Raw genomic sequence first — 22,251 nt, 5'->3', positions numbered from 1 at the left:
AAATGAACGCAATCCACTCATAAAATATAAGAGGTACTGATCATGTATAAAAAATTTTTCATTTTAATCATCGCAGCCGCCCTTCTTTTAGGGCTTATTAAAACCGTTATGGATATGTAGCAAAACAGCCCGATTCCAAACTTATGCCAGGAATCGGGCTGTTTTCATTTTCGATTAACATCTCCATTCAGCTTCCCCATTTTCGGGATAAGGATAAAAAACAAACAAACGACCAAAAGTGCCAAAACGATGCCGAGCAATATCGTCAGGTCAAAATTAAGGGAAGGCTCTATTTCTTCTTCGCTTCTCGTTCGAATGGCGACTTCCGAGAATAATCCAAGCTGTTCTGATTTTGAAGCGATGGTATTATTCTGATTCTCCATTACAGGAGACAGAAACAGTGAGTCCTTCACCGAGTCAACGGCATCATATTTCCCTCTTTCAAAAGTGAGGTCCTTTTGTTCTTCAGGCAGTTTCCGCTTCTGTTCCAACAATCCTTCTTCATGGAAATACTCCGTTTGAATATCAATTTCCTTTTCTTGATATTCATTGGGCTCCACCATGGGTTCCTCTACCGCCCCGCCATGAGGTGCATGGCTAAAAAACAGGATGAGCAAGACAGGCATTACATATTTATTCCACTTCATGGGCCATTGCTCTTCTTTCTGTAAGACGCTTCACTATATATGGAATGATCGTTGCAATAAGCGTCAGCACAATCAAGATGATACTAGCCGGAATGAATGCCGACTGATTACCGAATTGTATGGACATGTATACGTCCGCAACCGGGTGGTCTACATTGAAATTAGGCATGATTAAATCCAATAATGGAATGGTAAAGAAACTGATCAAACCAATCACCAGGATAGCACCGACAAACGGCCCAATCGAGAACGCCAGTCTGGTAAACGCTGCACAGAAGAATAAAAGCAGGACGGTGAATACGGTCCATTTAATCTCCTGCATATCTCCCAGCGGATAGATCTTCAAACCATACATGCTGATGATTAAACCTACGATCAGGTTCAATAAGGTAAACAAGGCCGCATGGACCATCATTGGAATGGTTTCATAATGATGCAGGAAGAAACCAATCAATAACCCAGAGATGAGAATGATCACCAACATGACGATCGGCGGAATATTAACCTTTTCCTGATGAAGGACTTCCCCGCTGATTTGTACGGGATTCGCTAAATATTCGTACACATACCCATTCTGCTGATCATCGACTAGAGTATTGTTCAAGACACTATATACGTCCGTCTTGATTCTTTCGGTTGAGTCCACATTTTGGGACCAATTGTCATTAAGCTGATCGGCCCTTTCCTGAACTGACCCCACTTTCGCTTGCAGGTCCGCAGTATCCTTCGTGACCGTGTCCTGTCGTTCCGCTACAGAATTGACAAGTTCGGAAATGAAGCCGACAGTTGTTGCCGTATTGTCTTGAAGTGATACAAACATTTCTCCATCAAGATTAACTGGAGGTTCAGCCTCCATTTCAGGAACTTCCATATGATCAGACAAATTGGCAGACACTTCTTGAGCCTTGCCGGTAATTGCGGCTAATTCAGCTAAAGTGGCTTTCTGCCCGGTTTCTACGTTGGCATCATATTCTTTCATATACCCCTTAATTGAATCTGAGAACATGCCGAAGTTCTCATTGACTCCTGCTAAGCTGGCTTTAACGAGTTTCGCTTCTTCATCTACGTTTCCGGAAACCCCACTTTTCAAGTTTTCCAATTCTTTTATATTGGCTGCAAATACCTTATCTACATTTGCTTCCGTGACTCTTTCAGCCAATTCCCCATAAGATGAGAGTGAACCGTAATAGGCAAGGAGGGTGGTTGAATCCCGATTGGTGATAGGATTCTCAAAGGCCCTCACCAGCACCGCTCGCCTTTCTCCCCCCACTTTTCCAAGAAGTGACTGTTCGAGAGTCTTGATTTCTGCTATGGCTTCATCGATTGTCATACTCTGGATGTCCTGTAATTTTTGAATATCTTCCTGTGACTTTTTCCATTGGTCACCTAAATCCTTATAATTCGTGCCGAGTTCATTATAATCAGCTTGTAATTGCGTAAACTGTGCCAGCAGCTCATTATACGAATCTACCAGTGTATTAAACTCAGTTATCAATTGGTTATAATTTCCTGTCCTTCCGTTTACCGTTCCGCTGAGATTATTGATTTCCGTTTGGAGTTCTGCTGTAAGGATGTTGATTTGTTCAGCAGCTCCTTCACTTCCTTCTGCCGGCACCAAACTTTCAAGTGCCATGTTAATCCCAGTGATTTGATCCAGCAGTACCTGTAGCGACAGTTCATCAATCGGGTCCTTCTTTTCAGGTGCAGCAACCGATTCATCTTTGCCCGTTTCCGTTTCGATATCTTCTATAGGCGTCGTTCCTTCACCAATGACCTCCCCATCACCAGAGCTGCTTGCAAGATTTCCTCTTTGCACAAGCAAGGTAGACTGTAGGTTATCAAGACCCGCCTCTTCCGATTGTTTCAATCGTTCAATCGAGCTTTGTTGTTCTTGGGTGATTTTCGTAATTTGTTCTACTTGTTTGTCTTTCATGCTTGTCGAAAATTGTTCCAATTCATTACTGCTGGAATCGATCTTCTGCTGCATGATACCAACATTCTCACTAATGCCTTGATCATTAAGGCTGTATTTCGTATTCATCCCTTGCTGAATCTCCGGTATCGACTGGTTCCCCTCATTCAGCACCTTGTCATATGATTGAACACTCTCGTTGACAAGTTGCTGATTTTGAGCCGAAGCCTTCTCAAAAAGAATACTTTGAGCTTTTTGATATTCCTCAAAAGAAACTACATCTTCTACAAAGGAAGCCATTTGAGTCTTGGTGTTCCCTATTTCATCCATTGTTTCATTACTCGTTTTGCCAGCATCCTTCGTTTGGGTAAAGACTCCTTCAAGCATGTCCTTATGCTGCTTGATTTCGCCGGCAAGGCTTTCTGAGCTTGGAGTATAAAACTCATACATCGTGTTTTGAAAAGCGATTTCTTTAGCAAGGACATTATCGAACTTCTTACGGATGTCCTCTACCGATTGGGAAACATAGCTCCAATACTGTGTTGAAATATGCTTATTCATTTTACTCTTTGTCTTCTCTAATTCCTTTTGCACCTTTTCCATGTTCTCTGCATTCAAACTAGGTTGTACCTTGTACTTTATCCCCGCCTTGACAGGCTGTTCATCATCGAACGTATAAATATTCTCTGAAAAATCGGATGGAAAATATATAACTGCATCATACTTTTCATTTGCAAGCCCACTTTCCGCCGTGCTTCTATTAACCACAAACCACTGATATTCAGAATCCTTGTCCAATGTAGTAACAAGCTCTGAGCCCACGAAAATAGGATTATTATTAAATTCAGTGCCATTATCTTCATTTACAATGGCGATTTCACGAGAAGCCGTTTCTGTCTTTTTCATTGGATTTTGTCCAATATAAGAAAAAAACAAGATCGGCAGCGCTAAGATCACCAGTATTTTACCGATTAATAGCATCGGTTTTATTTTTTCAGACACTTTCTTGCACTCTCCTTCTTTCTTCACTTAGTGGTATTTGGATTTTACTCTCCTGGCCATTCAGCACAAAGTATCCGTAACCCGGCTGTATTTCTTCTTCTTTTCTGGAATAGGAGAGGGTATACAAGCTTTGGTCCGATTTTTTAATAAGCAAAACAGCCTGTCTGACTTGTTTCAATTCGGTAGTCAAAGAGTCATACCCCTTCGTGAAGTCGTTGGCATTTCCAGCGACAATCAGACTAAACCCGAGATGGCTGTACTGTTTCATCAAACTGCTGATCCTATCCTGAATCCTGCCGTCTATCGTTTGCTGGATCCTTGAAATGCTATCTATGACAAACATGATCCGTGGGAATTCCAGTTGCTTCATCGATTTATTTTCCAATGCTGCTAGATAACTTCTTTCACGTTCTTCAAAGATTTCAGAGATATGATCGAGCCATTCGGTTATCTGATCTTTTGTTTCCACATAGCTCACCTTCTCCTCTATAGCATAAGAGGATAGACCACGGTCAACTCCGTCAAATAAACCAATTTCCCCAATTTCCTGTGTAAGCATCGATTCCAAGAGCACTTTAAGGACATTCGTTTTCCCTTTACGTGACTGTCCTACGACAAGCAGGAATGGATTGGAATTCAACTCCACGAAAACAGGTGCAACACTTTCCTCTGAAAGCCCGATTGGAATGGAATCCTTCTTAATGGCTTGTGAGCAGTAACTCTTGAAGCTGCTGGAATCAAGATGAGCCGGTAACATCGGAATCGCAGGCGGTTTGGCTGTTTCCTTATATGTAACCTTATGTTCTGCCACGGCTTGTTTCATTTCTTCCAAGACGGCTATATCATCCGCACCATCGGCTGGTAGATAAACCTGCGTTAGATAGGTTTGGTCCTTTTTCACCAACGCCCTACCCGGAACAGGTTCATTTTCATAAGGGGTTCTCCCCAAAACTGAATATTGTTCCGAACTGTCCATTAAGTAATGGACGACCTTCGTCTTAAGACTATTCATTAACGGCTGGCGAATCGCATTGATTCTCGTTGCCGTTAAGATCATGAATATTCCAAGTGATTGTCCATCACGTGCAAACTGAACGAATTGCGCTTCCTGGTCTTGCATCTCATCCTTCACTAAGTCGAAATTGTCGACGACGATATAAATAATCGGCAATTTATCTTCCACTAATGCATTATAAAGCTTTATGTTACTAAGCTCCTTTTCTGAAAAAAGCTGCTTACGCCTTTCCATTTCCGCCTTCATGAATAACATGAACTTTTCAATTTTCCTTAACTCATCGAACCTGAAGTATTCCCCTGTATGAGGCAGCTGTCGTATTGGCAATAGAGCGCTATTCCCGAAATCGAAAATATAATAATGCAGCTCTTTTGGACTGAACTGATCTGCAAAACTAAAGAGAAATGTCAAAACGGTGGTTGATTTGCCGTATCCGGAAGAACCAAAAACCCCAACATTCCCATCTTCAATCCAGTTATATACATAATTTGTCTGGCTCTGCAATTCGGGCTCATCCTTCATTCCCAAGTGGAATTGATTGCTCGTCAAGCTTCTTTCAGCATTTCTCGATAAACGATTTGAAAGAGGCGGCAGCCATGGGCTTGCCAGCTTCTTAATATCCATTACTTCCTGTGTCGCCACAATTCGATCTGCCACGGCTTCAATTTCACTAATCTTTTCTCTCTTCTTATCAGTGATCTGTTCCGATACATTTGAGATTTGAACAAGGCCGAGGTCCGTGACAAGTGCCACTTCATCCTCAGATCCAACCGTATCCTCTAAATATGGTGCACCGCTCCACGCAGACTGGAACAATTCATAAACCTCGTTATTTCCTACCTGTAAATATCCCCGTCCGGTGACAGTAATATTTGCCGCATCACTATTTTTAAGAATTTCCTTACTATCATTGGCATCCTGCACTTTCAAGGAAATTTTAAAACGGGCATTGCTCCAAATCTGGTTATCAATTACACCGCCCGGCTTTTGTGTAGCAAGAATTAAATGAACTCCCAAGCTCCGTCCAATACGCGCCGTACTCACCAATTCACGGATGAAATCCGGTTCTTCGTTTTTAAGTTCCGCAAACTCATCTGATATCAAAAATAAATGCGGTAACGGTTCATCCGCTTTGCCTTCTTTGTATAAGTCCGTGTAATCGTTGATATGATTGACTTCATATCGATCGAACAAGCGCTGGCGTTTCTTCAATTCACTATTGATGGAGGCTAATGCCCTTGCACTGAAGTTCTTGCTTCCCTCAATATTCGTAATGACTCCGAGCAGATGCGGAATCTGCCTGAATGGCTGTGCCATTCCGCCACCTTTATAATCAATGAGCAAAAAAGCAACTTCATGCGGATGATAATGAACGGCTAATGATAGGATGTAGGTTTGCAGTAATTCACTTTTCCCCGACCCTGTCGTCCCAGCAACCAATCCATGCGGGCCATGGGCCTTTTCATGCAAGTTCAATTCAACCCTATCCGTTTTCCCTTTCAATCCAATGGGAACTGCCAAGGATTTGGAAGACTGATTGGTCCGCCAGTTTTGGCTAATAGGCAGATCTTCCACTTCACGAACTTTCAATAATTCCAGAAATGATACCGTTTCCGGTATGGAATTGTTCATGCCTTTTTGATGATCTAGTGAACGCAGCGTACGTGCATATCGCTCATTCCCTTCTTTTGAATGGGCATCAAGTTTAAAAGGAGTATGAACGGCCTTCGTTTGCTGGATGAGAATTTCACCTTCAAGATCATTTATATACTTCACAAGCGTATGGACATTTTCAGTCAAACTTTCTTTTGCATCCGCTGCAAAAATCGTCGAGATACCTAAATCGTCTGTTTTGCCTTCTAAATATTCCAATATGACATGCTCCGCAATTAAATTACGATCCGTGACAATAAAGACAAAATGGGGAGTAAATCTCACTTTCCCTTTGTTCTCATCCAAATCCCTTTCCCTCAATAGCTGATAAATCGAGGTCAGTATCTGGTCACGTGATTGCTCATTATATATAAAGCCTTTTGCATAGGCATGCGGCAATTGAAAATGAGGGAGCCATTTCATCCATTCCCATTCTTGGTAATCCTTTTCCGGAAAAATGGCCACAAATCGAACATCATGATAACTATGAAAAAAGGCCAGTTGCCCAATCAATTGTTGCAGCTCCCGTTTAACAATCGATTCCTTTCCGACCAGGCCCATCGATCCGCTTGATAAATCGATGGATAACGGAAGATCATCCAGGTTTTTGTATACATCCACCAGTTCTTGTGACTGCTCAAGTAAATCATCTATATCCCGATTGGACATATCGCTACTATTTACGGATACCTCATAACTTGAGGGTATGGTCGCCGTTCCGATCTTAAAGTGCAGGGCATCTTCACTTTCCAAAGTTCGCTCCCATATACGGTCGCTGATACTTTCAGTGAGAAGCTTCATCCTTTCAAAGGAAGGGTAATGATAGAACAGCACCTTCTTTTGTGTCTCAGACAGCTCTTGCAATTCTTCCCTCTTCTGTTCTAGATACCTTGTATATACACGTTGACGTTTTTCTTCTCTGGATTTTTGCTTCTTTTTGTCTTTAAAGTATTGTACCGTCGAGGTAACTAAAGTCGTTGTGAACATCACAATCGATATGATGATGAAAATGCCCCGAGGCTGAATGATCGTGATGACCCCCATGACGATTAGCATCATTAAAGGTGGCATAAGGATTAGCCATAACCCTCTATTATTATCTTCCGATTCCTGGCTCGGAAAAGATATTGTCACTTTCTCATCCGGCAATTCGTAGATCATCCTTGGTGTCCTGCGATATTGTGGATAGTTTTTTTTCATTTCAGAAATTGGCTTCTTCATTTTAGATAAAGATGTTTCATAGCTCTCGGCACAGTGAATCATCAATAAGTCGCCTTCAACCAACCTCAACACCATATTCGGCCAGCAAATCAGATCACCATTTTGAATGGGAACAGTCTTCGTCACCCTTTCACCATTCAGGAATATCGTGCTATTTCCCTTTGGCATGAGAAGCCACTGCCCTTTATGAAGCAAAAAGGAAAATCCATTGCCTGAAACTGGTCCTTCTTTACGGATAGTCGCTCCCACCTTGGCCGATAAAGTGATTTCCTTCAAATTGCCTATATAATAGAGGCTTTCTTCCAATTCCCCTGCTGTATAAAAAATCCCGACCGTTTCTTCTCCTTCATGAAAGGTGAAGCTTTGGAATGGCTTTACATCGCCAAGCTTCTTGCCCTCTCTAAACACCCCATATCCATCAATTCCTTCATGTTTTTTTAGCTTGATGGAACCATATTCAAAGGGAATGGAATAAACCGTGATCGTATCCTGTTTTGATGGGCCAATCGTAATTGGACCGTTATGATCGTCCTTGATCGTAAAGGATTGGTAGGTCTCCTTAGAATAAATCCATAATAAACTCATTAAATCTCACCTCCGCAAAAGGCCCATTGCTCACTCTTTGCTTTTCTCTTTTTCTTCAGATGATTTATTGGAGGAATCCTTGGAAGCAGATTCCTTTTCCCCTTCTTCTTTTACAGCAGGTTTTTCCTCCGCTGCGCCTTTATCCTCTATATTAGATTCTGTTGAAGGCTGGTTCTGATCTTGCTGTTCCTCCATTTGCTTTTGCAATTCCTTTATTTCCTTTTCATATTGGGACAACTCAGTATCGACCTCTTTAATTTGCGTTTCCTTTTCTTCCCCAGAAAGGTTATCGTCCAACTTAATTTGTTCTTTCTGGTTTACCATCCCATACATAATCAATTCGCGATCCTCCATGATTCTCGCCAAATCGATCGCGTCCTCGTTCATGCCCCTGCCTATATAAATCCAATATAGGAGGTACTGACTATCGGTTTGCAATGTGATTGCATTTTCTACATTCTTCTTCCTGACATCATCTAACGGCTCATAAGTGACGTAGGACTTCGCCAGTTCATACTGAACGACATACGGCATTTTTTTCGGATCGTAGTTTTCCAAACGGTCAATGACTTCACTGTATTTTTGTTTTAAGAAGCTTTCACCGCTTGCTACATATGCTTCCTGCTTAGGGTGGGAGAAAAATAGTGTGTAAATCGTGAACAACAGCAGTGGCACTAGAACGATCACCGTACCCCAAAGTGTATAACGGCCCGTTTTCCATTTCTTTTCAGGGATATGCACAAATGCTTTTTCTTCCTTCTCTAAAGCATCTATCCGATTTTGAATGACCGTGGAAAGCTCATCCCATGTTCCCGATGCCAATATACTTTGTGATTCATTCGATAGTTTCAGTGTTTTATGGTAAAGCAGGTACTCTTCGAATGTATACTGTCCATCCACAAGCGCTGAAATCGTTGCCTTCGTTTCTTTAAATAGCTCATCTTGATCATTCTCATAAGGAGGCAAACTGTCTTTTACACCATAATGCAGGAAATATGGGGCCAAGCTTGAATCAAAAACGATATTTTCTGGACAGACGACTAGTTGCAGGCGACTCAATTCATGATTCTTGGTTTTCTTCAAGATTTGATAAGACGCTAACCATCTACTCAATGGATTTTTATCTTTAGCTTTTGAAAAAACAAAAAAAGAGGCTGGTGGATTTACTCTGATCTGCACCTCGTCCTCTGTCACTTCTATATGTTTCCGGAGAGCATCATCCGCTTCATGAATAAGCTGTAATTCCAGTGGGTCTTGCATCGATAGTTTTGCCCGTTGGAAAACGAACGAATGCCCCTTATCATCCCTCATCATTGCAGCTTCTGTTTTTTTCTCCAGATATGAGGATTTTTTCTCATCCATTTTATGTAACTCCTTTACCCCTGCTAAAGGGCTTTAGACTTTTTTCCTATAAAGAGTCCACACTTAACCCATTAAAGGATCTCAAGGCGGTCCCCCGTCGTAATTCCGCTATCAAGCAGGGTTTCATAACCTGAACATACGAACTCTTTATTCTGGACCCGCACCCAATAGCCTTCTTTAGGTGCACTGGCAATATCCTTTACCTGCCATATTATTTCCACAACCTTCTTGATGGAGCGGTAATTCGACACTTGCAAATCAAACACTTCCCCTGTATACCTGTTTAAATCGATCGTCAGTTGAATATATATGGAAACCACCTCTTTTAAAGCAAAAAAACACCACGATCTTCATAAAGAGTCGCGGCGCTTTTTCCTAGAAAATTCTTTATCTCATTGACCTAATGATTATCCGCGAATTTGACTAGCAATCTGATTATCTGTGTCTTCAAGGATTTGAGCTGATTTATTCAATTGTTGAGAAACTTCATTCAACAAACGTGCCATATCCATGAATGAAGGCTTTAATTCTTCGTACTGGCCTACGAAAGCCTCACTGGAAGAACCTTCCCAAATACCAGTTAAATGATCTCTCATTCTATCTAAACGACCAATCATATCCGTTACTTGTTGGCTTTCATTATCGTATTGTCTAGCTACATCTTTCAGTTCCGAAGGTGTTACACGAATTTGTGACATAGAAAAAACCCTCCTTTTATCTTATATAGTACATTTTAATAGAACCATACAATTTCTGCCATATAAATAAGCGCAAAGTCGAAAAATGGTAAATTATGATTATGAAAAAAAACCTAAATATGGCATTATGAAAGTCTATGTACCTGTTTTCCCAAACCTTCAAACCCATTTTTTAGTTTTTTTTTAACTTTTTACTTTTTTATGGTAAAAAAAGTTCCTTATACCTAATATTTCAGAACCATCATCCAATAATATGGTTTACACCATAATAATAGAGACTTTAGACTTCTTTTAGCCAATTAATCAAACGTTTGATTAAAACCTGAAAACAAACGTTTCCATACTGTTCGCCTTTAGAAATGACCGATCCCAAATCATTCAGAAATGGACATCCGATTGAACGGGGGACCTGCTTTACAAAGATACTTTGAACTGATTCCGCTTTTTTCGGTCTTTTATTTCGGCGAGGAATACGTCATATAGCGGGAATCGGTCTATCCAACAGAAACAGGCCATCTCTTCCCAAAGGTTTTGGAAAAGTGATGGCCTTTATAATACATGATTCAATTACGTTGCTTAGTCATATAACCCGTTCCAAAAAATGTTTCAAAAACCGACCACTTTCCACAGTAGTACAGACGCGGATTCCAGATTCGCCATCCTTTTGACCAATTGTCCTGCCTGTTTCTTCACCCTCGGTCACCACCTTGACGTTCATCCGTTCTGTATTCACAAAACTTGAATCAACCGCAACCCCGACAGCAAGCGGATCGTGAAGGGCGCAACCGCCCAAGCCTGGATGGGAATTTTCATATGCTTTCATATAATAATCGGTCATTTCTGCTAAAAATTTGGCGCTTTCCTTACCAGTGGCCCGCCAATCATCAAGCTTCGATTTCAACAGGTATGTTTGGAGTGTCACATCAAGGCCCACTAGGGTGATCGGCAGTCCTGAAGCAAATACCTGATCAGCTGCTTCAGGATCTGATATTATGTTCGCTTCAGCATAAGGCGTTACATTTCCTGGTACGTTTACGGCACCGCCCATAATAACGACCTCTTTTACTAATGACATGATCGTTGGGGCTTTTTTAATCGCCAATGCAATGTTAGTCAGTGGTCCAACTGCAATAATCGTAATTTCATGCGGTCGGCTTTTCACTTGATCGATAATGAAATCTACTGCATTTCCTTGTGATGCTTTGATTGTTGGTTCAAACTGAAGAGTATTTCCTAACCCGTCTTCCCCATGAACATGCTTCGGATATTTCTTCTTCCTTCCGCGCACCAAAGTTTGGTCAGCACCTTCAAAAACCGGAATGCGCCTATTTAATTTTTCCAAAACGGCAAGTGTATTGCGGGTCGATTCAACAACGGGCACGTTACCAAAGCAAGTGGTGAATCCGAGCACTTCCAATTCCGGAGAATTTAAAGCATATGCCATTGCCATGGCATCATCAATCCCAGTATCAACATCAAATATGATTGGTTTCAATATTTCCACACCTTCCAAAATCACTTTTTGAGAGTTTTTCAATAAAGAAATAACAAATTGATTGCCCTCTCTTTTCTCTTTCTTATGTATCACGAAACACTGTTTTCCAATTGAATTTTAACATTCAACGATAGGCAGTTCCACAGAAAGTTAGGAATACTCTTAATTCGCAAACAATTGACAATGCTAGCCCCTTCTTGTATCGACCGGTAATAATAGTTGACCGCTCATAAATATCAATGATATAAAAAGTGAAAAGAAGAAATTATATCCTAGTAGTGACCAATTCCTCATCAACTTGTTCAATACTATTACGTCTACTACAAAAGCAGTTTGAATACTCGCGTTTCGAATTTATGATATCCAAGGTGGAAAAAGGATGAAAATGTTTAAGTTGATTGAAGATGTTCCTTCTGCATATAAAAAAGGAACAAATTTCTTTTTAATATCACATTCAGAATTCATTGGCGTGAAAAGTTATGTATTACTGGCTGAAGATTTGAAAGGAAAGATCGAAGTAACGGAAGAGGAATTGAGGAGTAAATTCGTTTCCATCCATTGATTTAAAAATCTCCATTTGGTTAAGCTGTAAGCAGCATAGCCAAATGGAGATTTTCCTTTGGAAGGCGCTGGGATCGAACCAGCGACTAAAAAACTGAATATGTGGAAGGAAAGGACAGTACATTATGGTGAATGTTTTCCTAATGCAACATAACAAACCTTATTTAATGGTCTATTAACGGGATAACTTTCATCATATTCTATCCCACACCAGGAGAAAGCATTGTTAAAGTCTATAGCAAATCAGATAAGTTCATTCCTATACTAGTTGGTACGGCTTCATTGGGCTGATTCTATATACCTCTACTTAGAACCAGAAGCTCCTTTGCCTTCCACTCTATTGTTTTTTGCTTCACACTATCGCCATATAATTCAATAAAAAAGAGAAGTATTGGCGTATAACGATGAAGCTCCACCAGAGTGAACAAATAGAATGTTATCCTCAGGCTTAAAGGTGCCTTTTTGTATTAAATCGATGAGTCCCGCTGCCGCTTTACCCGTATATACCGGATCCAGCAAAATCCCTTCCGTTCTTGCCATTAGCTTGACTGCTTCCACCATTTCAGGTGTAGGCAAAGCATAACCCGGTCCGACATACTCATCAAAACACGTAATCTCCTCACGAGGAATTGACTGTGGAATCCCGATGTGTGCTAACGTTTCTTTAACTAGCTGATAAACTTTCTCTTCTTGTTCAGCTTTTCCTCTGCTTACGTTTATCCCAATTACTGATATTCCACTTTGACTCCCATGAAATCCTGCGGCCAAACCAGCATGCATTCCTCCGCTGCCGCTTACACAAACAACTGCCTTCAAATCAATCCCTTGGTCAAAGGACTGTGCCAAGATCTCCTGTGCGCAAGCCACATATCCCGTTGCACCAATGACATTCGATCCACCAACCGGAATGATGTACGGGCTATGTCCATTCTCTGTTACCTCTTTAGCTATTTTCTGCATTTCCTGCATTAAGTCCGCTCCATTAGGCACTACTTTGATTTGTTCAGCGCCCAATAAATGATAGAGAAAATAGTTACCGTTAAAATCTGGTTCAGAATTTTCAAGACCTTCTTCCAACACAAGAATGCACTTCATTTTCTCTTTAACTGCTGCCGCTAATGTTAAACGGCAATGATTGGATTGAATGCCTCCACATGTAATCAACGTATCCGCACCTTTATCCAATGCATCGGCAACAAGGAATTCCAGTTTTCTTGTTTTATTTCCCCCCGCCGTCAAACCAAGCATATCATCTCGTTTAACATAAATGGATGGGCCCCCAAGAACTTCAGAAAAATGATCTAATCTTTCAATTGGTGTATTTGTTGGTGTATATCGCTGCCTGGGGAATTGTGCTAAATTCATTTTTTAAACTCCTCCTGATGTTTTTTGTTTAGGCTGCTTTCGCATACTTTGTTGCTATTTACCAAGTAAAGCGGTGTGGTTGATTTCCCCTCCCGATGCTCGCTTTGTGCGGGGCGGGCGGTGAGCCTCCTCGGCGTAAAAGCCTGTTCGGTCTCACCTGTCCCGCTGCTCCAGCAGGAGTCTCGCACTTGCGCTCCAATCAACCTTAAATCGTTTAGTTTTAAAAAACAACAATCTTTACGAAAAGAGCCTTTGTTTAAGACTGGCCATATTTACATTAAATATCAATCTGCCTTCCCTTTTCAATTATATATCATTAAATAATAGCCACCGCTTCTATTTCAATAAAAGCATCTTTAGGTAAACGAGCAACTTCAACCGCACTTCTTGCCGGATAATTATCAGGGAAAAACTCTCCGTATACTTGATTCATCACGGCAAAGTGATTCATATCGCTTAAAAAAACCGTTGTTTTTATTACCTGCTGTAAGCTTGATCCCGCCGCTTCTAAAACCTTTTCAAGATTCCTCAATGACACCCTTGCTTGCCCTTCAATATCATTAGGCATTTCTCCAGACTCAGGATCAATTGGGAGCTGCCCTGAAGTGTACACTATATTTCCTGCCTTAATACCTTGTGAATAAGGACCGATAGCCATGGGGGCTTCTTTTGTTATGACTGCTTCTTTTATCATATAAACCACCTCTTTTTTTGTAATTCCGTTAAAACGGACTTGAATGTAATATCCCTCTAAATGCAACGCTTACATGAAACAGCCTTCCCACTTATTCTTTTCGCTCAAAATCACACTCCATGAGCGGCACCATTTTTGTTTTCTTAATGATTTTATAACCCAACCAGAGAAGTAAGAAAATAGGTAGACCAATGTAGGTAGCCAGTATTTCCGCCCAGCCAATCTGATGTCCGAAAAAAAGAGTCTGTCCAAGAATGAAAACCACAAAAAATAACAGTGTGATAACCGGGCCCAAAGGGTACCATTTGGCTTTAAACGGCAATTCATTTAGATCTCGACCTTGTGCTACATATGCTTTACGGAAGCGGTAATGACTAGCGGCAATCCCGAACCATTTGATAAATCCAGTAAGGGCTGAAGCATTTATCAGCCATATAAAAACGGAACCATTTCCAAAAAGGGAAGCCAAAAAAGAGACTAGTCCTATAATTGCCGTTGCACAGAGCGCCAACATGGGAATTCCCTTCCGATTAAGACTAGCAAAGATTCTTGGTGCCTTCCCTTCTTTTGCTAAAGCCCAAAGCATGCGTGAAGAAGCATACATTGCTGAATTTGCAGCTGATAATACAGAGGTAAGAAGCACTGCATTCATTACGGAAGCGGCAAATGCCAACCCAGCTCTCTGAAGAACGAGCGTGAAAGGGCTAATAGATACATTTTCAACGCCGGATTTAAGCAGGTTTGGATCCGTATAAGGGATAATCAAACCGATAACAAAAATCGTCAGCACGTAGAAAATAAGGATGCGCCAGAAGATTGACCGGATCGCTTTCGGCACGTTTTTCGATGGATTTTCGGTTTCACCTGCGGCCGTCGCAATCACCTCTGTTCCCTGAAACGAAAAGCCAGCGATGAGCACTACACTAAAGATAGATATAAGCCCGCCATGGAAAGGAGCATCCCCTTGGGTAAAGTTACTGAACCCGGCCGCATGCCCTCCCATAATTCCAAAAATCATGGCAACCCCAATAACGAGAAACACGATGATCGAGATGACCTTAATTCCGGCAAACCAATATTCGCTTTCCCCATATGCCTTGACTGATAAAACATTTAAGATTAGCAACAACCCCAGAAATAGTGCGCTCCACAATATGGAAGGTGAGTCTGGAAACCAATATTTCATAATAAGGGTAGAGGCCACCAAATCTGCAGGAACCGTTATCGCGGTTGTATACCAATAGTTCCAACCTAACGCAAAGCCTAACGCAGGATCGATATACTTTGATGCATAGATATCAAAGGCCCCCGGGACCGGTAAGAAGGCCGATAGCTCCCCTAAACTATTCATGACAAAATAGACCATGATTCCTACCAGAATATATGCAGCAAGCGCTCCTCCCGGCCCCGCAGTGCTAATCGTCGATCCGCTGGATACAAACAATCCAGTTCCAATAGCGCCACCAATGGCCATCATCGTTAAATGTCTGGATTTCAGCTTCCTTTGTAATGATGACTTTTGATTTCGCCCTTCTAGGGTGTTGCTTATCTCCGCTTCTAATTTCCCCATATTGCACCCCCTGTTTACTCATAGTTCAAATACAATTGGTATGCAGGCTCACCTTGTTGTTCTTTTTATTTTTTATAATTTTCTGTTAACTAACAAAATACCTCTGCCTTCCACTTATAATTCAGCCGAGAAAATGCTATAAGCACTTCCCCGCATTAATATTATTTGAGTAAAGATGAAGTTAACATAATTTATACTTTTCCAACTTGCGATATAGAGTAGACAGGCTAATCTGTAGTTCCCTGGCAATCTGTTCTTTATCATCTCGATATTTTTCAGCCAGGAAATAGCTCTGGATTACGTCTTTTTCATATTCTGAAATCATTTGTTCTAAGCTTAAACCACCACACTCAACAGAGAGAGGATCCCGTTGAAAGAGATAGTCAGGTAAATCTTGAAAGCCCACAATATCCGATTCGGCCATATTCACCATATATTCTACTGCGTTTTCCAATTGCCGTATATTCCCGGGCCAATCATAACGAATGAGCCACCTCTCCAGCACGGGGTCAAGTCTCAGTGGATTCCTTTGCATGATCATACAATGTTTATGTATGAAATGTTCGAGATACAAAACAATATCATCACGCCGCTTTTTCAATGGTTTGGTATGGAGAGGGAGGACATTGAGACGATAATATAAATCCTCGCGAAAGGTTCCGCTTTTTACCATTTCCTCCAGGTTACGGTGAGTGGCCGCAATCACCCGTACATTAATCTCGATCGCTTTATTACCACCGATTCTTTCAATCTCTTTTTCCTGTAAAACCCGTAATAACTTTGGCTGCAAGAAAAGCGGCATATCTCCAATTTCATCAAGAAAAATGGTTCCGTTGTGCGCTAATTCGAATTTCCCCATTTTCCCATTCCGCCTTGAGCCAGTAAATGATCCGCCCTCATATCCAAACAATTCACTTTCTAACAAGCTTTCAGGTATGGCAGCGCAATTAACTGCTACAAATGAATGCATTCGACGCTTGCTTTCAAAATGAATCGCCTTAGCCAATAATTCCTTCCCCGTACCACTATCTCCCCTAATCAACACAGTGGATGGGCTGTTGACAATCCTTTTTGCTTTTTTAATAACATCTTGAAGCCCGGAATCTTTACCAAGAATGTTTTCAAAAGTAATGGATTTCGGGGATGCCGGTATATCTTCTTGAATTTTGCAACCCTGTTCTTTACCAAGGTCCAGCATTGCTAATTTATTGACCAACATTGTACTAACATTGCGTAAAAACTGTATGAGGTTCTCTGATTCTATAATCATTTTTTCCTTTTGTTCAAGGGAAAAACCAATCATGCCGATGACGCCAACCAGTTTATCTTGCTTTACAATAGGAAACCCAATGGTCGCGAGCTCTTTGCATTGATTCACGAATTTACAACTCCTACATTGCGACTCATTTTTTTTCACATCGTAAACCACTCCAGGCTCCCCTGTTTCCAATATCATTCTGAAAAAGGAGCCTTCCGGAGCCGTTTTGCCAATGAGGTCTTTATAGTAGCCGGTTCCGCTAACGCGAACGCCCTTTTCATCAAGCACCGTTAAATCCAGACCAAGGATACCTGCCGTGTTCTCAGCGTAATCTTGAATAAATTTTTGTATGCTGGTAAAGCCTGCCATATTATCCTCCTCTGCTATAGGGCTGTATGAAATAATTCTATAATAAAATAAATTTCTACGCTTTACACAAAGAGGAAACAGCTTTTTCTATGCCACCCAACGCATTTTTCAACATCGAACGCGGGCAAGCGATATTAAGCCGCATAAACCCTTCTCCTTCCATACCGAAGATCTGCCCTTCATTCATGGCAACCCTTGCTCGGCGCAACATAAATTGATCCATTTCTTCAACTCCCAATTCTCGGCAATCAAGCCATACAAGGTATGAGCCTTCAGGCTGAATGACTTTGATTTGCGGGATGTTTTCGCTGAAATAACCCAGAGTGAACTCCAGATTCCCCTGCAAATATTCGAGGAGCTGATCCAGCCATTCCTCTCCATGGCGGTATGCAGCCTCTAACGCAACAACACCAAATATGTTCGGTGAACCAATGGATAATGTATTAAGTTCCCGGTCATACCTTTCACGCAGTTGCTGGTTTGGAATAATGATGCTTGACGTCTGCACACCCATTAGGTTAAAAGTTTTGCTTGGAGCAATGCAGGTAAGAGAATGATTCGCAAACTCTTCTGAAATAGAGGCAAAAGGAATATGGGTATGTGTTTTATAAACAAAATCAAAATGAATTTCATCTGCGACAACGAGAATATTGTGCTTCATACAAAGCTGCCCCAGTCTCGTCAATTCTTCTCTGCTCCATACCCTTCCGATTGGGTTATGGGGACTACATAGAATCAACATTTTCACTTTTGAATCCATCTTTGCCTCTAGGTCTTCGAAATCTATTAAATAACGCCCATTTTCAAGCTTAAGCGGGTTGTTTACAATTTCACGGCCGTTCGCTTGGATCACACGGGCAAAATGATGGTAAACAGGCGGTTGGATAATAATCTTGTCCCCTGTCTGCGTGAAGGACTGAATCGCCAACGATAGGGCTGGAATCACTCCTGGGCTGTGGGTAATCCATTCTTTCTCAATGGACCATCGATGTCTTCTTTTCAGCCAACCAACAATGGATTCTATATATGATTCCGGTCTAAGCGTGTAGCCATAAACACCGTGCTCCACACGTTGTTTTAATGCTTCGATGATAGGTTGTGGAGACTGAAAATCCATATCGGCCACCCACATCGGTATAACATCCTTTACGCCGAAATGATTTTCAAGATCATCCCACTTTTCGCAGTCAGTGTTCAGTCGACGGATTTCTTGGTCAAAGTTATATTTCATCGAGTATCTCTCCTTCTCATGTTTGCTTGTGTATCCTGCCTTTTATATAAGCAATTGTCATGCCAACTCATTTCTCTTATAAAATCTTCTTATTTTCAAATAATATCTTAATGGAATTCCCCAATACCGCGGTCTTTTTTTTAAACCCTTTCAGCCTAAACATCAGCACTTTTACGATCTTAGGAAATATTTTCTTATAGATGATAAAATCAAAACATTTCACAAGATTTCTGGTAGGTCACAACTTCTTCCGTTTCTGCCATTCCTCATACCCACCTACAAGGCTTTGTACTTCTTTAAAACCATGAACTTGCAGAAGGCTTGCAGCGATGGCTGATCTTCCTCCGGATTTGCAATAAACTAAAATTGGTTTATCATGCGGAAGGTTAGGTGCCTGTTCTTGTAAATGGCCAAGCATGACATGATTAGCTTGTGGAAAATGGCCTTCCTGCCATTCGGCCATGCTTCGGACATCTAGCACATAGATGCTTTCTGTTTGAATGGCGTCATCTATCATGTCCATTGTCACTTCTTCATATTTCATAACACGTGAATCAGATTCGCCAGCCTGCTCAATGATATATGGATCCAATGTCGCAATGACGCGATCCAAGCCAATAGACTGGAGATCTTTTACAATATCTGCAACATCATCATTGCTTGCCAGAAGATATATAGGCAAGTCATAATCCAACAGCCACCCCGCCCACGTTACAAATGATTTGTTATAGGGGATATTAATTGAGCCCCGTATATGCTTGGAGGCAAATGCACTGGCCGGGCGCGTATCCAAGACTATTCCCTGTTCCGACCACTCCTGCACAATATCTATTGACCCCACCATAGGAAGTGGCGCTGCTATCCTCCGGATTTGTTGCGCTCCATCTTTATTCAACCGCTTCATCATTGAAAAATAAGGGGGTGCCTCAGGCTGCCCAGCCAACAGCGCTTCAACAAAGAGATTTTCATCATTATATTGCAGTGCCCAATTTGTCCGTTTTTCATATCCGATGGTTGACGACGGGATCGCACCTAGCGCTTTACCACAGGCACTGCCCGCCCCATGCCCTGGCCATACTTGCAAATAATCTGGAAAGTTTTTAAATTGTTGCAATGACCGATACATCATGCGTGCCATTTTTTCTGAAGAACCATGTACCCCTACGGCTTTTTCTAATAAGTCGGGACGCCCCACATCACCCACAAATACAAAATCCCCGGTAAATATGCCGAGCGGATCCTTGGTAGATGCACCCCCATCTGTTACGAGCAGCGATATATGCTCAGGTGTGTGTCCTGGCGTATGTACCACCTCAAAATGGATATTTCCAATGGCAAATACATCTCCATTTCTTAGAAAGCGGTGGTCATACCCAGTTGCGTACTCATATTTCCAGTCCGGCCTCCCTTCATCAGACAAATACAATGTCGTTTCAAGCCTGGAAGCCAACTCCAGCGAACCAGACAAAAAATCGGCATGGATGTGTGTTTCCGTTACGCCCACGATTCTCACACCATGTGCTCTTGCCGTTTTTATGTAAGGTTCTATATTTCGTGACGGATCGACAATGATCGCTTCCCCGGTAGCCTGACATCCCACAAGGTAGGAAGCTTGAGCCAGTTTCTCATCATAAAAATACTTTAATAGCATAAACCTTTCTCCTTTCAAGCACCTCGGATACTGATGTTTTGTTATGGCTTTTACATCCTTCCTTTAAGCATTCCGTTCCAATACATAAGGGGAAGCAAGTTTTTCTTCAATAAATACATACTGAACCTCTCACGGGATTGATCGATTGGAAAGGTTTCTTGCGGCTGTAAATCATAATTGAACTCAGCCAGTATAAGCCGCCCATATCCGGTAACAAGCGGACATGATGTATAGCCATCATATTTATGAACCATAAGTTTGGCACGCATCCGATGAAGCAAATTTTTCACAAGCACGGGCGCTTGTTTGCGAATCGCAGCCCCCGTTTTCGATGTAGGCAGGTTTGTGCAATCCCCTATGCCAAATACATTGTCATAGTGTTGATGCTGAAGAGTATATTTGTCAACATCCAGCCACCCACTACTTGCCGCGAGCGAACTATTCTTGATAAAATCAGGAGCGCTCATCGGTGGTACCACATGTATCATGTCATAATGCATAATCACGCGCTCTTCCGTGTTCAGGTTTTCAAATGTCGCTCGCTTCTTCTCACCATCAATTTCAATAAGATGATGCATAAAATATGTCTCTATTTCTTTTCGTTCAATTATTTTATTTAGTGCCTGTTCATATTTTTTTACATTGAATATGGATGGGTTCCCTGAAACAAAAATAACTGAAGATTGCTCGCGAACTCCTGATTTTCTGAAATAGTCTTCTGCCATATACATAATTTTTTGAGGAGCCCCACCGCATTTTACCGGCGTGTTCGGGTTGGTGAAAATGGAAGTCCCCCCCTTGAAGTTTCTGATTGCCTCCCAAGTGCCATCAACATAATCATAAGAGTAATTACTACATACACCATTCTTTCCAATACTCTCTTTTAAACCTTTGATTTTATGCCAGTCAATTTGAATCCCGGCTGCGACAACTAGATATTCGTAGTGCAGTTTCTTTCCGGATGCTGTTACAACAGCATTTTCATCGGGCTCAAAAGTGGTTATCGCATCCTGTACCCACACTGCTCCGCTCGGAATAACGGATGCTTCCTCCCTTTGTGTTACGGTTTTGTCAGCTTCGCCAGCTCCCACAAGTGTCCATAATGGCTGATAATAATGTTTCGTCGCAGGATCAATGATAGCAATGTTTCCGCTCAGAGTACGTGATTCACGCAAGAGACGAGCTGCGACCGTAATCCCGGCACTGCCACCCCCTACAATCAAAATCTTGTAATGGTTTTCATCCTTCATCTTTGCCATTCTAAGCACCTCATCTCAATTTTATAAAGTAGCTCACCAATCTAACGCTTCAGCATTAATGATTAGCTTGTTTCGCCGACAGCTCCCCCTCCAACAAATGCGAGCATAATCCCCTAATGCAAAAAAGTTATATTAAAAGTTATCTATTCTTCTCTTCTAGCCCTGAACACTGTATAAGTTCCTATAAAAAAAATAAGGTAACTACTCAATATTTATTGGCTTCAGATTAACGCGGATCTCTGATTAACGTTACAAAGTAGAGCAGCTCTTATTGAGTTTCAGTATTGGATTTGCATAGAGGCGGCACGGAAATCTTTTTGGATAGGCGCCTCCAATTAAATACTAATAAACAATTATCTTTTTAATTTCCCACTTTCTACGATTTGATTGAGAAACTGTTCAACCTCTTCCTGGCTTTTTCCGATTTTACTTACAAAGCGATTAAGTTCCTTCCCTTCTTGAAAAGCAATGAAGCTTGGGATTCCATACACATCTAGCTTCTCTAATAGTTCTGGAAAATGGTCTCGATTTACTGCAATCATATCTATTTTTTCTTTATACGCTTCTTCTACAATTGGCATGAATAAATTGGTATTCTGACAGTCCGGGCACCATTCAACATAAAATTTGGCAACAACTGGTTTTGTTGATAAAATCGCCTCATCAAACTCTTGCTCAGTTTTGATCTCTTTCATAAATACAA

General features: G+C 41.4%; 16 protein-coding genes. 1 reads left to right on the top strand and 15 read right to left on the bottom strand.

Annotated features, from left to right (window positions below):
• Positions 1-164 precede the first annotated feature (164 nt).
• The 7 genes from essA to JNUCC41_RS10940 form a co-directional block, all read right to left on the bottom strand.
• Positions 165-647, bottom strand: coding sequence for a type VII secretion protein EssA (gene essA / locus JNUCC41_RS10970; protein ID WP_192207607.1), 483 nt, complete (start codon positions 645-647; stop codon positions 165-167).
• Positions 634-3,561 (bottom strand): type VII secretion protein EsaA, encoded by a 2,928-nt coding sequence (esaA, locus tag JNUCC41_RS10965; RefSeq protein ID WP_192207606.1) that lies wholly within the window; start codon positions 3,559-3,561, stop codon positions 634-636. The genes essA and esaA overlap by 14 nt, the downstream gene beginning before the upstream one ends.
• Complete coding sequence (gene essC, locus JNUCC41_RS10960; protein WP_192207605.1) at positions 3,554-8,035, bottom strand: type VII secretion protein EssC; 4,482 nt, start codon at positions 8,033-8,035, stop codon at positions 3,554-3,556. The genes esaA and essC overlap by 8 nt, the downstream gene beginning before the upstream one ends.
• A gap of 30 nt (positions 8,036-8,065) precedes the next feature.
• Positions 8,066-9,397: a type VII secretion protein EssB gene (essB, locus tag JNUCC41_RS10955; RefSeq protein ID WP_192207604.1), complete on the bottom strand. Its 1,332-nt coding sequence runs from the start codon at positions 9,395-9,397 to the stop codon at positions 8,066-8,068.
• A gap of 71 nt (positions 9,398-9,468) precedes the next feature.
• Entirely contained in the window at positions 9,469-9,708 is a 240-nt protein-coding gene (locus JNUCC41_RS10950) for an ESX secretion system protein YukD (RefSeq protein ID WP_053537134.1), read from the bottom strand.
• Positions 9,709-9,804: 96 nt separating this feature from the next.
• The gene (locus JNUCC41_RS10945; RefSeq protein WP_034306171.1) at positions 9,805-10,095 is read right to left on the bottom strand and encodes a WXG100 family type VII secretion target; all 291 of its coding nucleotides are present in this window, start codon (positions 10,093-10,095) and stop codon (positions 9,805-9,807) included.
• 580 nt (positions 10,096-10,675) lie between these two features.
• A complete protein-coding gene (locus tag JNUCC41_RS10940; protein ID WP_192207603.1) occupies positions 10,676-11,590 on the bottom strand; it encodes a nucleoside hydrolase in 915 nt (304 codons plus the stop codon).
• Between the two features lie 379 nt (positions 11,591-11,969).
• Between JNUCC41_RS10940 and JNUCC41_RS10935 the strand changes: the two genes are divergently transcribed.
• Positions 11,970-12,152, top strand: coding sequence for a hypothetical protein (locus tag JNUCC41_RS10935; RefSeq protein ID WP_192207602.1), 183 nt, complete (start codon positions 11,970-11,972; stop codon positions 12,150-12,152).
• Positions 12,153-12,523: 371 nt separating this feature from the next.
• Here JNUCC41_RS10935 and JNUCC41_RS10930 read toward each other — a convergent pair whose 3' ends face one another.
• From JNUCC41_RS10930 to JNUCC41_RS10895, 8 genes are all read right to left on the bottom strand, one after another.
• The gene (locus JNUCC41_RS10930) at positions 12,524-13,516 is read right to left on the bottom strand and encodes a D-cysteate sulfo-lyase (RefSeq protein WP_192207601.1); all 993 of its coding nucleotides are present in this window, start codon (positions 13,514-13,516) and stop codon (positions 12,524-12,526) included.
• 316 nt (positions 13,517-13,832) lie between these two features.
• Positions 13,833-14,210, bottom strand: a complete 378-nt coding sequence (locus JNUCC41_RS10925) for a RidA family protein (protein ID WP_192207600.1) — start codon at positions 14,208-14,210, stop codon at positions 13,833-13,835.
• A gap of 91 nt (positions 14,211-14,301) precedes the next feature.
• Positions 14,302-15,780: an amino acid permease gene (locus JNUCC41_RS10920; RefSeq protein WP_192207599.1), complete on the bottom strand. Its 1,479-nt coding sequence runs from the start codon at positions 15,778-15,780 to the stop codon at positions 14,302-14,304.
• A gap of 181 nt (positions 15,781-15,961) precedes the next feature.
• Positions 15,962-17,407 (bottom strand): sigma-54 interaction domain-containing protein, encoded by a 1,446-nt coding sequence (locus JNUCC41_RS10915; RefSeq protein WP_192207598.1) that lies wholly within the window; start codon positions 17,405-17,407, stop codon positions 15,962-15,964.
• 55 nt (positions 17,408-17,462) lie between these two features.
• Entirely contained in the window at positions 17,463-18,638 is a 1,176-nt protein-coding gene (locus JNUCC41_RS10910) for a MalY/PatB family protein (protein WP_192207597.1), read from the bottom strand.
• A 238-nt stretch (positions 18,639-18,876) separates the two neighbouring features.
• Positions 18,877-20,289, bottom strand: coding sequence for an MBL fold metallo-hydrolase (locus JNUCC41_RS10905; RefSeq protein ID WP_192207596.1), 1,413 nt, complete (start codon positions 20,287-20,289; stop codon positions 18,877-18,879).
• 50 nt (positions 20,290-20,339) lie between these two features.
• A complete protein-coding gene (locus JNUCC41_RS10900) occupies positions 20,340-21,539 on the bottom strand; it encodes an NAD(P)/FAD-dependent oxidoreductase (protein ID WP_428834119.1) in 1,200 nt (399 codons plus the stop codon).
• Positions 21,540-21,901: 362 nt separating this feature from the next.
• Positions 21,902-22,243 carry a thioredoxin family protein gene (locus tag JNUCC41_RS10895; RefSeq protein WP_144553213.1) on the bottom strand — a complete coding sequence of 114 codons (342 nt, stop codon included), beginning with the start codon at positions 22,241-22,243 and terminating at the stop codon, positions 21,902-21,904.
• Positions 22,244-22,251 lie beyond the last annotated feature (8 nt).

The organism is Brevibacillus sp. JNUCC-41, assembly GCF_014844095.1.
In the GTDB taxonomy this organism is placed as follows: Bacteria; Bacillota; Bacilli; order Bacillales; family DSM-1321; genus Peribacillus; species Peribacillus aracenensis.
Note: the sequence above shows the minus strand (reverse complement) of the source record. Positions and strands in the feature narration are given on the sequence as shown.

Bases quoted from the DNA above. Each gene is read 5' to 3' on its own strand.
- JNUCC41_RS10920 (WP_192207599.1), bottom strand. From the start codon at position 15,780: ATGGGGAAATTAGAAGCGGAGATAAGCAACACCCTAGAAGGGCGAAAT.
- JNUCC41_RS10925 (WP_192207600.1), bottom strand. From the start codon at position 14,210: ATGATAAAAGAAGCAGTCATAACAAAAGAAGCCCCCATGGCTATCGGT.
- JNUCC41_RS10935 (WP_192207602.1), top strand. From the start codon at position 11,970: ATGAAAATGTTTAAGTTGATTGAAGATGTTCCTTCTGCATATAAAAAA.
- JNUCC41_RS10905 (WP_192207596.1), bottom strand. From the start codon at position 20,289: ATGCTATTAAAGTATTTTTATGATGAGAAACTGGCTCAAGCTTCCTAC.
- JNUCC41_RS10910 (WP_192207597.1), bottom strand. From the start codon at position 18,638: ATGAAATATAACTTTGACCAAGAAATCCGTCGACTGAACACTGACTGC.
- essB (WP_192207604.1), bottom strand. From the start codon at position 9,397: ATGGATGAGAAAAAATCCTCATATCTGGAGAAAAAAACAGAAGCTGCA.
- essA (WP_192207607.1), bottom strand. From the start codon at position 647: ATGAAGTGGAATAAATATGTAATGCCTGTCTTGCTCATCCTGTTTTTT.
- JNUCC41_RS10915 (WP_192207598.1), bottom strand. From the start codon at position 17,407: ATGGCAGGCTTTACCAGCATACAAAAATTTATTCAAGATTACGCTGAG.
- JNUCC41_RS10930 (WP_192207601.1), bottom strand. From the start codon at position 13,516: ATGAATTTAGCACAATTCCCCAGGCAGCGATATACACCAACAAATACA.
- JNUCC41_RS10895 (WP_144553213.1), bottom strand. From the start codon at position 22,243: ATGAAAGAGATCAAAACTGAGCAAGAGTTTGATGAGGCGATTTTATCA.
- JNUCC41_RS10945 (WP_034306171.1), bottom strand. From the start codon at position 10,095: ATGTCACAAATTCGTGTAACACCTTCGGAACTGAAAGATGTAGCTAGA.
- JNUCC41_RS10900 (WP_428834119.1), bottom strand. From the start codon at position 21,539: ATGAAGGATGAAAACCATTACAAGATTTTGATTGTAGGGGGTGGCAGT.
- essC (WP_192207605.1), bottom strand. From the start codon at position 8,035: ATGAGTTTATTATGGATTTATTCTAAGGAGACCTACCAATCCTTTACG.